This is a genomic window from Mucilaginibacter sp. P4_E8 (genome assembly GCF_056401495.1).
In genome coordinates this window covers 38,467-54,663 of the sequence record NZ_JBFUJG010000013.1, presented here as the reverse complement: position 1 = coordinate 54,663, position 16,197 = coordinate 38,467, and the positions used below count along the sequence as shown (strand labels likewise).

Genomic DNA, 16,197 nt, shown 5'->3' with positions numbered 1-16,197 from the left:
AGTGTTATTGCTATAAAGTTAGTATTTTAAAAGGTATACTCAAGTTTTGGTTTGCGCTTCCTGTAATGTTTTTTAACAGGCTTATTTTCCTGGCTCACGGGTTTCTTTCCCCGGCGAAATTCCCAGGGTGGGGTAGGGTTGGCGTCCTGCCAAAGACCCAGTTTATTTTCCCGGGCCTGCTGCTCCAGATTGGCTAATTCCACACTTTTTGAGTAAGCCTTATATTGCCAGGCATAACCGCTTTTTACCAGCTGATAATTTACGTTGGTACCATCGGTTAAAATAACAAGGGCCACGGTGCGGCCATAGCGGTCTTTTGTATTGCCATCCAGCTTAACGTCCTTACCAAAGCACAGATCAGAAGTGAATTTTTTAGCGGCCTGCCCAAAAGCCTGTGTTTTTTCGGGGCAATCAACCTCGGCCAGGCGAACGGTAATCTGCTGGTTATCATTGGTGAGCAGGCCCAAAGTATCACCATCTTTTATTTTTACTACTTTATAAAGGTTATCAGGTCTGGGGCTACATCCCCATAAGGTAAAAAGGATAATGAGGAGTAAGGCAGAATGCTTTTTGTACATTTTTCAAATGTGCAGATTTTTTTTGTCTGAACCACGATTAAATAGATTAAGGTGATTTTCACGATTTCAAATCAAATCCAAAAAATCTGATAAATCGTGGTTCAGACAATTCTCAATCAGCATGTAAGCTCACCGTATTGCCATCAGGATCTTTAACAGCAAGGAACTTACCCCAGGGCGTATTATCTACTTTGCCCAATGTTATTCCTTTTTCAGTCAGATCTTTAATATCGGCATCAAGGTCATCGGTTTTTATGACAAGGCCACTGATGCTGCCGGCGGTCATTTCGGGAAACCAGTTTACAAGGGTTATGGAAACTGCCGAGCCGGGAAAAGCCAGTTGTATCCACTGTTGGTTTGGACCAAAGGGAGCTTCGGCTACAATCTCGAAACCCAGTTTTTGATAAAATTCTTTTGCTTTAGTTTGATCGGTAACCGGGATAGAGATAATTTCAATTGCTTTCATGTTATTTGGTTTTATGTTGTTGGTTTAAAAGATTCTCCAGGTTTTGCAGCTTGTTTTTCCAGAACTGATCAAAAAATTCCAGCCATTTTTTAACCTCGTCAAAGCCGGTTGGATTCAGTTCGCAGTAACGCTCGCGGCCGCTGTCTTTTATCAGGATAAGGCCTGCCTCATAGAGCACTTTAACATGTTTTGAAACCGCTGGGCGGCTAATGTCAAAATTACCTGCAATGGTATTTATTGACTGCTTATCCTGTGAGAGCAGCATTAGTATAGCCCGCCGGCCTGGGTCGGCAAGGGCCTGAAAGGGATCTGTGTTTGTTCTCATTGCATTTCGTTTAATACTTTGCCCATCCTGCGGGGGATGCCTTTTTTCCATCCACTTTCCATAAACATACTGGCTATCATATTTTTGAAACCTTTAAAGCCGCTATGTTCCAATACTATTCGGGTACCTTCACCTTCAGCACTTAACGTCCATGTGAGCAGGGTGTCAAGGCCAATAACGCCGGGTCTTGGACCGCCTTTCCAGGTGTATACCAACTTTTTGCCAGGCACAACCTCCAACACTTCGCAATAAACAATACCATCCCAGCCCATTTTGGGCATCGGCCTGCTATGAAACTGGAATTTATGGCCAACAACAGGCTTAAAATCATTTTTCATAAGCCACTGGTTCACCAGTTCGGGGTTGGTAAGGCACTCCCACACCTTTTCGGGCGGATGGGGGAAATACCATTTAATAACAAGGTCTCTTTTCACAACGTGTAACTTTTGGGTTACGTAAATATATATGTAACTTTTGAGTTACGCAAATGGTATTTTATTTATTTTTTAGGAAAGAAGGATTTATTAACTATATATTTAGTTTTAAAAATACTTTATGAAAACATTAATAATAAAAACATTCCTCAATACCATACTCCTTTTGGGGTATTTTACTATTGTGTCCTATGCCCAATCAGGCAAACAAAATGCTGCCTTAATTAAACAGATTGATTCGATGTTTAAGGATGATCAATTTTGGCGGAAGGAATTTATTAAAGTACAGCGAAAAGAGAAATCAGCTTATAGTGACGAAACTATTCAAAGTAAGTGGGCAGAAACGGATAGTATAAATGAAGTCAAGGCTAAAGCGATCATTAAAAAATATGGGTATCCCGGTTATAACCTGGTAGGCGAGTCGAGTAATGATTTTTGGGCCATCGTACAACATTGTGATGATGATGTTCCTTTTCAGGAACAAGTGCTGGTTTTATTAAAAAAGGAAGTGGATAAGAATAATGCCAGCAAGGGAAATTATGCTTTACTTACTGACCGGGTACTCGTGAGCAAACATCAAAAACAAATTTATGGCACGCAGGTTCGTACTGATCTGAAAACTCATAAGGCAACACCTTTTCCATTAAAATATCCAAAGGAGGTGAACAAACTGCGTAAACAAATGGGTATGGAACCCCTGGAAAAATACTTGAAAAGTTTTGAATGACTTGTAGATTGTACAAATGAGGTTTTATTGCCTTAACTTTGTTAAGCTAACATTAACAATAAATTAATATCCTCATGAGTAAATTTACTATACCGGATAAAGTACTGTATGTATGCACCGGCAGCAAATGCGGAAAAAGAGGTGGTAAGGATATGTACAAGCTTGCTAAATCATATGCCAAACATCATCACGGATCAGAGGAAATTGAAATTATAGAGACAGAATGTACGGACCGGTGCAAGTTTGCTCCTGTATGCAGTATACAACCGGGCAATACCTGGCTAAAGGAATATCATGCTAAGGATGTGCTGAAGCTGCTGGATCTGATTTAAAGCGCTTCCTCAAGACGGTCCTCAAAAAATCAGTTTAATCTTACTTCATAAAAAATAAAAAAGATCCTTCACGCTTCGCGAAGGATCTTTTTTATTTTGTTTATCAAAAGTCTCACACTTTAGGGGGAGATTTAGAGGGGGCTTCTTATGCCTCGCCATTATATTTTATATCGCCAACGTGTTTATCTATCTGCCATCTGCCGGTACCTTCTTCACCAATAACATCAAACAGTTCAAGTGCACGACGCGCTTTGTATTCTTCTTCGCGTTGCTCTTTCAGGAACCAGTTTAAAAATTCCATGGTCACAAAATCCTGTTCTTTCATGCAACGGGCATAAATGTTTTTGATGGATTGTGTAACGCTGATCTCCTGGTCCAATGCCTCTTCAAACACTTCGCGGAAAGAGTTATATTCATGTTTAATGCCTGTAATTTCAGGAGACACGGAATTACCGCCCATATCCAATATATATTTATAAAATTTTAGCTGGTGGTGTCTTTCTTCTTCGGCCTGTTTAAAAAAATAGTCAGACGAAAAATCATAACCATTACGGTTACACCATGATGCCATTGACAAATATACAGATGATGAGTGTGCTTCTTTTTTAACTTGCTGGTTTAAAAGCGTTTCTATTTCGTTAGAAATCAGACTTTTTACACGGATCAGGTCTTTCATAGCAGTATGAATTGAATGAGTAAATGAACTTATAATCAATATTATACACAATAATAATGCAATAAGTTTACATTAATCCAATTTAAACACAATATGAATTTAATCTAAATAGCTATACGGGAATGCTGCAAAGGCGATCGTGCAAAATATGGTTCAGTTCAAGCATTACAAAGGTGCCTTCCAGTAGCTCTTTGAGGGCAATAATTTGTAATAACGACAGTACATAGCAGTGATCGCAGGCGCAAATAAATATGATCTCTACATCAGGATCTTTAGTAGTGTTTAGCAGCGCGTGTTCAATATCAATATGATAAACAGATTTACGGAGTTTTAGCAGGCAACGGTAATCAAATTTGGCAACCTTGCCGGCAAAATCAACATACCAGCAACGTTCAGCGTCGCTTTGGTAAATGGTTCCTGTTGATGTACTAAAAACATCCGTCCATTGATTTATTTCGGTGGTGGTAATCATATAACTCCACAAAGGTTGTTATTATTTATAATTAATCCAAATAAAGCATGCGTTTTTTTGTTAACATACTCCACAGGGAGTATAACTCTGTATGATAAATTACATTATGCTGATTCACATTGCTTTAAAACTGCGTTAGTATGTTGCAAAGTTAAGCTGGGTTTTATCAGCTCACTGAAGAACGGAATGGTTGGTTGCCCGGCAGCAATCAAATTTGCCCAGTTTGGATTAGCTATAGCCGCTTTACCTATAGAGATGAGATCGGCCTGGTTGCTTGAAATTAATGATGCAGCTGTAAGTGTGTTGTGCAGCCCTCCATTTGCAATAATAGGTACACCGGTTAGTTTTTTGGCTATTCCGTTTGATGATTGCCCGTCGGCATATAAACATTCGCGCGCCCAGTTACCGCCTTCGGCAGCGATATGAAAATAACTGGCGCCAAGATCTTTTAACACCGTAAATATTTCGGTAGCCATTGCAGAACCTTTCGGCCAGCGGTAAGTAAGGTCATTCACTTTACTTTCTGAAAGGCGGATGCCTATTATAAATTCAGCAGGTAATGCGGCCCTTATCGCAGTGTAAACTTCCCTCAAAAAGCGCAATCGGTTAGGGGTATTGCCACCGTATTCATCAGTCCGTACATTGGTATGGGGAGTAATGAACTGATCAAACAAATAACCGTTGGCGGCATGAAGCTCTATACCATCAAACCCAGCTTCGTAAGCCAGCAATGCTGATCGTACATAGCCCTCTTTTACATTCTTCAGGTCATCAGCGGTCATTGCTTTGGGCAGCGGAAAGCCGCCGGCCGGTTCTCCGGGTTCTGTATGTTTTAAACCAACCGGCTTTACTGCCGATGGCGCTATGTTCTCTTCACTGATTTGACCAAGTGCGCCGCCATGCATCAGCTGACAAATAACTAACGTATTAAATTGATGAACGCTGTCAACCACGTTTCGCCAGGCAGATTGTTGTTGCTCATTGGTGATGCCAGGCTGGTTATAACTGGTTTGGCTATGCGCATCATCGGTATAAGTACCTTCTGTTATAATAAGGCCAAATCCCCCGGCTGCAAAAGCGGTGTAGTAATCGGTCATTTCGGGCGTGGGTACGCCTTGCAGGGTAGCGCTTCGCCGGGTAAGTGGTGCTACAACCAGGCGGTTGCTAAGCCTGTGCCCGTGTAATATGGTTTTGTCAAATAAGCTGCTTTCGTGTGTTTCCATGAATTCTTTTTTTTTGAATTCAAAATTGCGGAACAAGGCAGCCGTGCAGCGTATAACTATTTTAATAAAAGTGCTTAAACTTATTTAATATCGGGCTTAGCATTCCCTTTTCTGATCTGGCTCAGGAACACCGGTGTAATACCTAAAAAGGAGGCTATATATTTTTGAGGCATACGCTGTTCAAGTGTCGGGTACTTTTTAATCAGGGCCTCATAGCGCTCGGCCCCGGTCATGGATATGGCGTTCAGTATGCGCTGATCCTGCGCCATGCAGGCGTTTTCATTCAGGATACGCCAGAACCGTTCAAATGCGGGAACTTCCGCATACAATACGTCTAAACCGGCCTTGTCAATTTGCAGCAGGGTGGAGGGCTCCAGGGCTACAATATTACGAGTGGCCGGAACCTGTTTTATGAAACTTGTTGCATCACTTATCCACCAGTCTTCCATGGCAAAGTGCAGGGTATGATCGTTCCCTTTGTCGTCAACATAAAAAGAACGCAGGAAACCCTCGCAAACAAAACTTTCATATTTGCAAACATCACCCTGCTGAACCAGGTATTGACGCGGCAGTATTTTGCGTACGCTAAGCAGGGAGCAAAAACGGGCTTGCTCATCGGCAGTGAGGTTTATCCTTTTCAGCACGTGGGTTAAAATAAACCGGTATAATTCGGGAGTATCTGCAAAGGGCATAACAGGTATTTTATCAACAAATATATTTGTTTGGCTGCTGATTATATGGCTGATTATATGATTGTGCAGGTAAGCCATTTTCAAGATATGTCATAATTGTTTGTTTTGAATGCATTGTAATGAGTTTTTAATACTTTAGGGTCCACATACACAGTATAAAATGAACAATATAAAAGCCTGTATTTTTGACCTCGATGGTGTAATTGTTGATACGGCTATTTATCATTATAAGGCCTGGAAACGCCTGGCCAATGAGCTTGGCTTTGATTTTACCGAACATGATAATGAGCAACTAAAGGGCGTTAGCCGGATGCGCTCATTGGAAATAGTGCTGCAATGCGGAGGGGTAATCAAAACAGAAGCCGAAAAAGAGCAACTGGCCGCTCAAAAAAATACATGGTACACGGAAATGATAAACCAGATGACCCCGGACGAAATTTTACCCGGCGCACAGGAGTTTGTAGAAAGCTGCCGGGACGCCGGTATTAAAACAGCATTAGGCTCGGCCAGTAAAAACTCCATGACCATATTAAATAAATTGAATATAGCCCACCTGTTTGATGTTATTATAGATGGCAACAAGGTAAGCAAGGCCAAGCCCGATCCTGAAGTGTTTTTAAAAGGCGCCCAGGAACTGGGTGTTGAACCAAAATACTGCGTAGTATTTGAAGATGCTATAGCAGGCGTTGAGGCAGCCAAAGCCGGCGGCATGAAAGCCGTGGGCATAGGTAACCCGGATATACTGCATGAAGCGGATATGGTGGTGAGTGGGTTAGATAAAGCGCCCCAGCCCCCTAAATGGGGAGCAGGGGATTGGGCACTTAATAAAATATAAACTTTAAAACATTCCCCCTTTAGGGGGTTGGGGGGCTAATGAAAAACTATATAAAACCCGATGAGTGGAGCATCATTGAAGAAGGCTTTGATCCGCAACATCACCAGGTATCTGAGAGTGTATTTAGTTTGGGTAATGGCCGTATGGGGCAGCGCGCCAATTTTGAGGAAGCTTACAGCGGTCAATCTTTACTGGGTAATTATGTAGCCGGGGTGTATTATCCCGATAAAACCCGTGTAGGCTGGTGGAAAAACGGCTATCCCGAATATTTCGCGAAGGTGCTCAATGCTGCCAACTGGACAACCATCGATATTAATCTGGATGGCGAACAGCTTGATCTGGCCAAATGCGAAGTAAGCAGATTCCGCAGGGAATTGAATATGAAGGAGGGATATCTGAAACGGAATTTCCACGCCAAAACAGCAGGCGGGAAAGAGGTGGAAGTAGAAGCCATTCGCTTTTGCAGCATGGTTGATGATGAAGCCGCTTCTATTAAATATACCATCACCCCCATAAATTTTAACGGCACTATAACACTTACTCCGGCTATTGATGGCGATGTGGTGAACAAAGATTCCAATTATGACGAAAAGTTCTGGGACGAGGTAAGCAAAGCCAATCAAGCCGATAGTGGTTATATTATAATGCGTACCAAAAAAACGGGTTTTGAGGTGGCAACTGGTATGAAGTTTAGTATCCTGCAAAATGGTATAACTATTCAGCCTCAAGTCGAACCTGTCTCCAAAGAAAAATATATAGCCTCAAAAATTAGCATACAGGCTCAACAGGGGCAAAGTATCAGCATTATAAAATATGTAGCTAACCTTTCGTCGCAAAATCATAAGTCTGACGAATTGATCGGGCAACTTGATAAAACCTTAAGCCGCATCAGCACCAAAGGATTTGACACCATGCTGGCCGAACAAGCTGCCGCATGGGCCAAAAAGTGGGAACATAATGATATTATTATTGAAGGCGATGTATCGGCACAACAGGCTATCCGCTTTAATATTTTTCAGCTTAATCAAACTTATACCGGTGAGGACGACCGCCTGAACATTGGTCCTAAAGGCTTTACCGGCGAAAAGTATGGCGGTTCCACCTATTGGGATACCGAGGCCTATTGTGTGCCTTTTTACCTGGCCACAGCCGATCAGAAAGTTACCCGTAACCTGCTGCTCTATCGTTACAAACAATTAGGTAAAGCCATTGAAAACGCGGCCCTGTTGGGCTTTAAAAATGGCGCGGCTCTGTATCCTATGGTAACTATGGATGGCACGGAATGCCATAATGAGTGGGAGATCACCTTTGAGGAGATCCATCGCAATGGGGCTATTGCTTATGCCATTTTTAACTACGTGCGCTATACTGCCGACGAAACTTACCTTGTTGATTATGGCCTGGAAGTGCTGATAGCCATTGCCCGTTTCTGGTCGCAACGAATCACCTGGTCGCAGGATAAGAAGCAGTATGTGATGCTGGGAGTAACCGGGCCAAACGAATACGAAAACAATATCAACAACAACTGGTACACCAATACGCTGGCAACCTGGTGTTTGAGTTATGCTTTAGAAGTGGCCGAAAAGGTAAAGGCTGCCGACAGGGTAAAATATGATGCCCTGGTAGCCGAAATAAACTTTGATGAGGCTAACGAAACTACAAGGTTTAAGCACATTATCCAAAAAATGTATTATCCCTATGACCAAAACCAACAGGTGTTTTTGCAGCAGGACGGATATTTGGACAAAGAGCAGATCTTAGTAAAAGATCTGCCCGCGGCCGACCGTCCGCTGAACCAAAAATGGAGCTGGGACAGGATACTGCGCTCCTGCTATATTAAACAGGCGGACGTGTTACAGGGCATTTACTTTTTTGAGGACCGGTTTGATATAGAAACCATCCGCAGGAATTTTGATTTTTATGAACCGCGTACCGTGCATGAATCATCTCTGTCACCCTGTGTACATGCTATTTTAGCGGCCAAACTGGGTGATGAAGCAAGAGCCTATGAGTTTTACCTCCGCACCGCGCGTTTGGATCTCGACGATTACAATAACGATACCGAGGACGGTTGTCACATCACCTCGATGGCTGGTACCTGGATGTCGGTAGTAGAAGGTTTTGGCGGGATGAGGGTGCGTGATGGAAAACTATCGTTCCATCCTTTTATTCCTGAAAAATGGTCGTCATTTTCGTTTCATATTGGTTTCCGTGGAGCGGTACTTAATGTAAAAGTGAGCCGGGATGGTGTGCAAATTAAAAACCTGAGTGATAAAGAAACCAGCGTGATTGTTTATGGTAAGGAGCAGATAGTGAATGCGAATAGTGAACTCTTAATAAAAAAGCCTTGATGCCTGATACTAACTACTTGATACTAAATGGAAACAGATCATAAACTCATCATATACCAGTTACTGCCCCGGCTGTTTGGCAATACCAAAACGCTCAACAAAATCAATGGTTCCATTGAAGAAAATGGCGTTGGCAAGCTAAACGATATTACCGATAAGGCCCTGCAGGAAATTAAAAACATGGGCTTTACCCATATTTGGTATACCGGCGTAATTGAACACGCCACCATGACAGATTATACAGCCTTTGGTATAACGAATGATGATCCTGATATTGTGAAGGGCAGGGCGGGCTCACCCTATGCTATAAGAGACTATTATGATATTGCCCCCGATCTGGCTGTTGATGTACATAACCGCATCGGTGAATATGAGGCCCTGATACAGCGTACTCATAACAACGGTTTGAAAGTATTGATGGATCTGGTTCCTAATCACGTAGCACGTACCTACGCGTCGGATACAAAACCAAAAGGTGCACGCGATTTTGGTCAGGATGATGATACGGGCAAAGCTTTTGAACCCAAAAATGATTTTTACTATATCCCCGGACAGCCCTTTGTTGTTCCGGCCGGATATAATCCCGGTGGTGATGAATTTACCAGTAGGCTTAAAGATGGCCGGTTTGACGAAAACCCGGCCAAAGCAACTGGTAACGATGTGTTCAGCGCAACACCATCTATTAATGATTGGTTCGAGACCATGAAGCTAAACTACGGCGTGGATTATATGGATAACCGCAATGGTCATTTTGATCCCATACCACCACTGTGGAATAAGGTATATGATATTTTATGTTACTGGAGCCAGAAAGGTGTGGATGGCTTCCGTTGCGATATGGTAGAGATGGTACCCATTGAATTTTGGGCCTGGGTAATACCAAAGCTTAAAACAGCGTATCCCGGTATAGTATTCATCGGCGAAGCCTATGATAAAAATAAATACTATGACTATATATTCAAGGGCGCTTTTGATTACCTGTATGATAAAGTGGGCCTGTATGATGCCATTAGGCGCTTAACCCGCAACGAATATGGCTCAAGTACCTGGGAGATCAACAATGTTTGGAACAACCATTGTCAGGGTATTGACCAGCACATGCTGCGTTTTATGGAAAATCATGATGAGCAACGCATTGCTTCCGGTGATTTTGCCGGTGATGGCTGGCTGGCTGTACCGGGCATGATTGTAACCGCGACGCTAAATATAGGCCCGGTAATGATTTACTTTGGTCAGGAAGTTGGCGAAGCTGCTCCCGGCAACCAGGGTTTTAGTGGTAATGACGGCCGCACCTCTATATTTGACTACTGCGGCGTACCCGAACATCAGAAATGGCTCAATAACGGTGCATTTGATGGCGGCCGGTTAGCTGACCATCAAAAGAAACTACGAGGTTTTTACCAAACGCTGTTAAACACAGTACATAGTAACGAAGCTTTGAAAAACGGCAGTTTTTATGAGCTGATGATGGCTAATGAACACCAGCCCGGATTTGACCAGTTGCTGTATATTTATATGCGCTATACTAATAACCAGTATATCTTAGTAATAACAAACTTTAACCGCGACAGTCGCAAAATACGCGTAAAACTGCCCGATGATCTGTTGATAAAATTGCACATAAACGGCAAAAAAGAATTTACCGACCTGCTGAGTGATACTAAATTCAGTACAGATGATATACAGGTGGGGGTGGAGATAGAATTGCCCGGTACCAGCGGGATGTTGCTGGAAATGAGATGAATCTGACAATTGTTAAAAAAAAATATAATTAATCGGTGCATATAAGCGTTAGTGGCACAGTTAATGATTTTTCAATTAATTCAATTGTTGTATATTGCGTAGTAAGTACACATTGTATATTTGCAGAACCCCTAATTAATTTGAATGGAAAGTAATGTACCAAATCAGGAGCTGATAACCAGTAAGTTAGTAGAAGCTGAGAATTTATTGGAAGACGAAGAAGAGTTTCACCACCTGAATAACCCGGCCGATGGCATTAAGCCCATCATCAAAAAGTATTTGGGTGTACCAAATCACGCCGACCAGCTGGGTAATAAATTCTATTTTACTGATGGCGATGCAAAAGTAGAAGTAGTTGTTGTAACCGACGAGATCATTAGAGTAAGGCTGGCCCCTCACGGTGTTTTTCTGGAAGAGTTCTCGTACGCGGTTCCAAAATTAGAACATAAAGCCGCCGAATTTACCTTGTATGAGAATGAGGATGAATTTCGTGTAGCCACTAAATCGATAAACTGTCATATCCGCAAAAAAGATTTCTTTATCTCTTTTTCTGATATCAGCAATCACGTAACAAGTACCGATGCAGTGCCTATGCACTGGGAAGAGAACGTGAAGTTTGGCGGTTACTACGTTTTTTGCACTAAAACCTGCAGCCCTGACGAAAGCTTTTTTGGCCTTGGCGATAAACCTACCGAGTTTAATCTTCGTGGTAAACGGTTAAAGAATTGGAATACCGATGCTTACTCGTTTGCCTGGAACCAGGACCCGCTTTATCGCAGCATACCTTTTTATATTAGTGTAAATGAAGGTATTGCCCACGGTATCTTCTTTGATAATACTTTTAAAGCGCAGTTTGATTTTGGCGCCGAAGATAAAACCAAAACAAGTTTTTGGGCCGATGGCGGCGAACTGCAATACTATTATATCCACGGTCCGCACATGATGGATGTGGTAAAAAGCTACCACATTTTAACAGGCACGCATCCTATGCCGCCACTATGGGCCCTGGGTTACCATCAGTGCCGCTGGAGCTATTACCCCGAAGCCAAAGTGAAAAAGATCACCAATGGTTTCCGAGAAAATAAGATCCCCTGCGATGGTATTTATCTGGATATTGATTACATGGATGGCTACCGTTGTTTTACCTGGAACCGCAAGTATTTTCCTGATCCCCAAAAAATGATCAGTGAACTGGCTGCTGATGGTTTTAAAACAGTAGTGATCATTGATCCGGGCATACGGGTTGATGATAATTACGAGGTATTTAAACAGGGTAAAGAGAACCGCTATTTCTGTCGTCGTTGTGATGATTACTTTATGGAAGGGCACGTTTGGCCGGGCCGTTGCCAGTTTCCTGATTTTACCAACCCCGATGTACGTACCTGGTGGGGTGGTTTATTTGATGAGCTGGTGCAAATGGGCGTAGCCGGTGTTTGGAACGATATGAACGAGCCTGCCGTATTTGGAGCCGGTACTTTTCCTGATGATGTGCGCCACCAGTACGATGGTTTCCGTGGTTCGCATCGTAAGGCACATAACGTATATGGAATGCAAATGGTACGGGCAACCTACGAGGGCTTGCGTACCATTATGAAAAATAAACGCCCTTTTACTATTACCAGGGCAGGCTATTCCGGAGTACAGCGTTTCTCGTCAGTTTGGACGGGCGATAACGTGGCCTCCTGGGAGCATCTTAAATTAGGCAATATACAGTGCCAGCGTTTATCCATATCGGGTATATCGTTTTGCGGTACAGATATAGGTGGCTTTAGCGGTGAGCCCGATGGCGAACTGTTTACCCGCTGGATCCAGATGGGGACTTTTTCGCCGTTCATGCGCGCGCACTCGGCTGGTGATACCAAAGAGCGCGAGCCGTGGAGCTTTGGTGAACCATTTACCGCTATCAATCGCAAATTTATTGAGCTGCGTTACCGTTTAATACCTTATTTGTATTCTACTTTTTGGGAGCACCACCGTTACGGTTTCCCAATTTTACGGCCAATAGTAATGCATGAGCAGGATGTGATGTTAAACCACTTCCGCCAGGACGAGTTTACTTATGGTGATAAAATATTAATATGCCCGGTGATGGAACCCGGACAAATTAAACGGAATGTATACTTACCCAAAGGTAAATGGTTTAATTACTGGACCTACGAAGTGGTTGACGGAGGAAAAGAAGTACCAGTGGCTACCCCGCTTGAAACCATGCCGATATTTATTAAAGCCGGCGCTGTGATACCCGAGTATCCGGTAATGCAATATGTTGGGCAGATGGAAATTGAAGAAGTTAAACTGAATATATACTACACCGATTATGAAGTTAACTCCTTCCTGTTTGAAGATTACGGCGAAACTTTTGCCTATGAGCAGGATATTTACCTTGAGAAAAAGTTTGTGGTAAATGGTAGCTCGCGCGAGTTAACCATAAACCAAAGTATGGAAGGTTTGTATACCCCCCGCTATGATGGTTATCACTTAAATATTATTGGTTTACCGTTTAAACCATCAAAAATAATTGCCGATGGCAAGGTGGTGAAGGATTTCATCATCAATCCCGACGGCACGGTCGAGTTTAAATTCAGTAAGAATTTTAAGCATATCGAAATAATAAAATAGATAAAGGCCCCGCTAAACCGGGGCCTTTTTTGTTTACCTGTGTTTGTTTAAGCAATGTGATGAGGCATTAATCCTAACATTTCGATATAATGTTAAAATCCAGCGTGAAATTATCGGCAAACAAAAACAATTATGATATATTTGATATCATATAAACCAAACTCATTCCTGTAAACCGGGTTATTCTAAAACACCTTAACAGGTTATCATATCATGGCCAAACAAACTAAGAAATCCGAAACTTCATTACCGGAAGCAAAACCTGTAAAAGAAAAAACGGCTGTAAAAGCAAAAGCGGCAGATAAAGCTGTTGCACCCCTTAAAAAAGCTGCTGCCGTAAAAAAAACGGTTAGTCCAAAAATAAAACCAGCCAAAGCCGAAAATACCACTGCTGCCTCAAAACCAAAAACGGTTAAGGCCACGGAGGGAGCACAAAAAACGCATGTGATGCTTAAAGCGGTTGAACCCTACAGCCGTTTTACCGATTTTGATATCGCTTTATTTAAATCGGGCAAGCATTATAAGCTGTATGAAAAATTCGGTTCGCATGTGGTGGAGTTTAATGGTGTTGTTGGAACCTATTTTGCAGTTTGGGCGCCAAATGCGCAACATATTTCAGTAATTGGAAATTTTAACGGCTGGAACCGGGCTTCGCATGGTTTACTGTGCCGTTGGGATGCCTCAGGAATTTGGGAAGGTTTTATCCCTAATGTGGGCAATGGCGAAACCTATAAATATTACATTAAAGCATCAACCGGCGAAGACCTGGAAAAAAGCGATCCTTTTGCACTGCGCTGGGAAGTGCCCCCGCATACAGCATCAATAGTTGCGGATACTTTTTACGAATGGAAAGATGCCGACTGGATGGCCAAGCGTCATGAACATAACGGGCTCGACAGGCCTTACAGTGTTTATGAGGTACATCCGGGCTCCTGGGCCCGCAGTTTGGAGAGCCCTGATGAATTTTTGACCTATACCCAGCTGGCCGACAAGATGGTGCCTTACGTGAAGGAAATGGGCTTTACACATGTGGAGCTTATGCCGATTATGGAAAGCCCGTTTTATCCAAGCTGGGGATACCAGATCTCGGGATATTTTGCCGCGGCTTCGCGTTATGGTACACCGCAGGAGTTAATGTACCTGATCGAAAAGTTTCACGAGGCCGGTATTGGGGTGATCCTGGATTGGGTGCCTTCGCATTTCCCTGGAGATATTCATGCCCTGTATAAATTTGACGGTACACACTTGTATGAACATGCTGATGCCCGCAAAGGCTTTCACCCTGACTGGAAATCGTACATATTTAATTACGGACGTAACGAGGTTAGGGCATTCCTGATCAGTAACGCGATGTTCTGGCTTGAGCGCTACCATGCCGACGGCCTGCGTGTTGACGCGGTAGCTTCCATGCTTTACCTCGATTATTCGCGCAAGCATGGCGAATGGGAAACTAACATTTATGGCGGTAACGAAAACCTGGAGGCTGTATCGTTCCTGAAAGAGTTTAACGAAGCTGTTTACAGCCACTTCCCATCCACACAAACCATTGCCGAAGAATCAACTTCATTTACGGGTGTTAGTCGCCCGGTTTATTTGGGCGGTTTGGGTTTTGGTATGAAATGGATGATGGGTTGGATGCACGACACCATAGGCTATTTTAAAGAGGATCCTATCCATCGTAAATATCACCACAACGAAATTACTTTTAGTACCATATATGCCTTTACCGAAAACTTTATGCTGCCATTTTCGCATGACGAAGTGGTATATGGCAAAGGCTCCATGCTGCGCAAAATGCCCGGCGATGAGTGGCAGCAGTTTGCCAACCTGCGTTTAATGTATAGCTACATGTTTACGCATCCCGGCACCAAACTGCTGTTTATGGGCGCCGAGTTTGGGCAGGGTGATGAATGGAACTTTGGCCAGTCGTTACAATGGCATGTGCTGGAATATGCTAATCACCAGGGTATGTCCGAGACTGTTAAGGCATTGAACCACCTGTACCGCGATGAACCAGCCCTGTACCAAAAAGGGTTTGATTTTACCGGCTTTGAATGGATTGACGGTGGTAATGCCAATGATTCCATACTGGTTTATGGTCGTAAGGGGCATTATGAAAAAGACGATCTGGTGATCATTTTGAACATGACCCCGGTACCGCGCCATAATTACCGCATAGGAGTACCTGCAGCCGGCAAATGGAAGGAGATATTTAACTCTGATGCCACAAAATTCTGGGGCAGCGGCCTGATCAATACCGGAGATGTAAATACCGAAGCCCAAAAATGGCATGGTAAGGATAACTCCATCAGTATTACCATACCGCCACTGGGTGCAACCATATTTAAAAAAGCAATGGATACACCGGCGAAATATGAACTGAAACGCTGATGATCAAAAATTATCATAAAACAATGTAACCATTGGTTAAACATACCCGTTTAGCCAATGGTTACATTGTTAATTGAATAGTATGAATCCTAAATTCCGTTACCTGTACATCACTATCGGATCAGTAATACTCATATCACTCATAGTGCAGGTAATAGTAACCTATCCGGATGTGAGCCCCAAAGGTGTGCTGCTTAATACCTTGCCGGCGCTGTTGTTTTTTTACCTTGCTTACAAAACCTACCACGAAAAAAAGGATAACGAATTGATGTAGCTGAGCATTAATATGTTGATATAAAGCATATTTGGTTTGGTTTTCCATGTTCATTAGTG

At 42.9% G+C, this 16,197-nt stretch carries 16 protein-coding genes; 8 read left to right on the top strand and 8 right to left on the bottom strand.

From position 1 onward, the window contains the following. Positions 1-26: 26 nt before the first annotated feature. The 4 genes from AC1DRQ_RS08175 to AC1DRQ_RS08160 all read right to left on the bottom strand — a co-directional run bounded on the left by AC1DRQ_RS08175 (position 27) and on the right by AC1DRQ_RS08160 (position 1,803). On the bottom strand, positions 27-578 hold the full coding sequence (locus AC1DRQ_RS08175; protein WP_477423518.1) for a thermonuclease family protein: 552 nt from the start codon (positions 576-578) through the stop codon (positions 27-29). A 112-nt stretch (positions 579-690) separates the two neighbouring features. Continuing rightward, the gene (locus AC1DRQ_RS08170; RefSeq protein ID WP_477423516.1) at positions 691-1,044 is read right to left on the bottom strand and encodes a glyoxalase superfamily protein; all 354 of its coding nucleotides are present in this window, start codon (positions 1,042-1,044) and stop codon (positions 691-693) included. A 1-nt stretch (position 1,045) separates the two neighbouring features. Further along, positions 1,046-1,369: an ArsR/SmtB family transcription factor gene (locus AC1DRQ_RS08165; protein WP_477423514.1), complete on the bottom strand. Its 324-nt coding sequence runs from the start codon at positions 1,367-1,369 to the stop codon at positions 1,046-1,048. Next, the gene (locus tag AC1DRQ_RS08160) at positions 1,366-1,803 is read right to left on the bottom strand and encodes an SRPBCC family protein (RefSeq protein WP_477423513.1); all 438 of its coding nucleotides are present in this window, start codon (positions 1,801-1,803) and stop codon (positions 1,366-1,368) included. The genes AC1DRQ_RS08165 and AC1DRQ_RS08160 overlap by 4 nt, the downstream gene beginning before the upstream one ends. Before the next feature lie 121 nt (positions 1,804-1,924). On the opposite strand from AC1DRQ_RS08160, the gene AC1DRQ_RS08155 reads away from it, so the two are divergent. Both AC1DRQ_RS08155 and AC1DRQ_RS08150 read left to right on the top strand, forming a co-directional pair. Further along, on the top strand, positions 1,925-2,530 hold the full coding sequence (locus AC1DRQ_RS08155; RefSeq protein WP_477423511.1) for a DUF6624 domain-containing protein: 606 nt from the start codon (positions 1,925-1,927) through the stop codon (positions 2,528-2,530). Positions 2,531-2,604: 74 nt separating this feature from the next. Further along, entirely contained in the window at positions 2,605-2,862 is a 258-nt protein-coding gene (locus AC1DRQ_RS08150; protein WP_429394932.1) for a (2Fe-2S) ferredoxin domain-containing protein, read from the top strand. Between the two features lie 145 nt (positions 2,863-3,007). Here the strand turns inward: AC1DRQ_RS08150 and AC1DRQ_RS08145 are convergent, their stop codons facing one another. The 4 genes from AC1DRQ_RS08145 to AC1DRQ_RS08130 form a co-directional block, all read right to left on the bottom strand. Further along, complete coding sequence (locus AC1DRQ_RS08145; RefSeq protein WP_429394935.1) at positions 3,008-3,538, bottom strand: ferritin; 531 nt, start codon at positions 3,536-3,538, stop codon at positions 3,008-3,010. Positions 3,539-3,650: 112 nt separating this feature from the next. Continuing rightward, positions 3,651-4,022: a hypothetical protein gene (locus AC1DRQ_RS08140; RefSeq protein WP_477423508.1), complete on the bottom strand. Its 372-nt coding sequence runs from the start codon at positions 4,020-4,022 to the stop codon at positions 3,651-3,653. A gap of 92 nt (positions 4,023-4,114) precedes the next feature. Continuing rightward, positions 4,115-5,233 carry an oxidoreductase gene (locus AC1DRQ_RS08135; RefSeq protein WP_477423506.1) on the bottom strand — a complete coding sequence of 373 codons (1,119 nt, stop codon included), beginning with the start codon at positions 5,231-5,233 and terminating at the stop codon, positions 4,115-4,117. Positions 5,234-5,313: 80 nt separating this feature from the next. Then, entirely contained in the window at positions 5,314-5,925 is a 612-nt protein-coding gene (locus AC1DRQ_RS08130; protein ID WP_477423504.1) for a Crp/Fnr family transcriptional regulator, read from the bottom strand. 160 nt (positions 5,926-6,085) lie between these two features. On the opposite strand from AC1DRQ_RS08130, the gene pgmB reads away from it, so the two are divergent. The 6 genes from pgmB to AC1DRQ_RS08100 all read left to right on the top strand — a co-directional run bounded on the left by pgmB (position 6,086) and on the right by AC1DRQ_RS08100 (position 16,138). Next, a complete protein-coding gene (gene pgmB / locus AC1DRQ_RS08125) occupies positions 6,086-6,760 on the top strand; it encodes a beta-phosphoglucomutase (protein ID WP_477423502.1) in 675 nt (224 codons plus the stop codon). A 38-nt stretch (positions 6,761-6,798) separates the two neighbouring features. Further along, positions 6,799-9,111, top strand: a complete 2,313-nt coding sequence (locus AC1DRQ_RS08120; protein WP_477423500.1) for a glycoside hydrolase family 65 protein — start codon at positions 6,799-6,801, stop codon at positions 9,109-9,111. A gap of 27 nt (positions 9,112-9,138) precedes the next feature. After that, positions 9,139-10,854, top strand: a complete 1,716-nt coding sequence (locus AC1DRQ_RS08115; protein WP_477423498.1) for an alpha-amylase family glycosyl hydrolase — start codon at positions 9,139-9,141, stop codon at positions 10,852-10,854. A 144-nt stretch (positions 10,855-10,998) separates the two neighbouring features. Then, positions 10,999-13,473: a glycoside hydrolase family 31 protein gene (locus AC1DRQ_RS08110; protein WP_477423495.1), complete on the top strand. Its 2,475-nt coding sequence runs from the start codon at positions 10,999-11,001 to the stop codon at positions 13,471-13,473. Positions 13,474-13,920: 447 nt separating this feature from the next. Continuing rightward, entirely contained in the window at positions 13,921-15,864 is a 1,944-nt protein-coding gene (glgB, locus tag AC1DRQ_RS08105) for a 1,4-alpha-glucan branching protein GlgB (RefSeq protein ID WP_477423587.1), read from the top strand. 82 nt (positions 15,865-15,946) lie between these two features. Further along, positions 15,947-16,138, top strand: a complete 192-nt coding sequence (locus tag AC1DRQ_RS08100) for a hypothetical protein (RefSeq protein WP_429394955.1) — start codon at positions 15,947-15,949, stop codon at positions 16,136-16,138. The last annotated feature ends 59 nt before the right edge of the window (positions 16,139-16,197 follow it).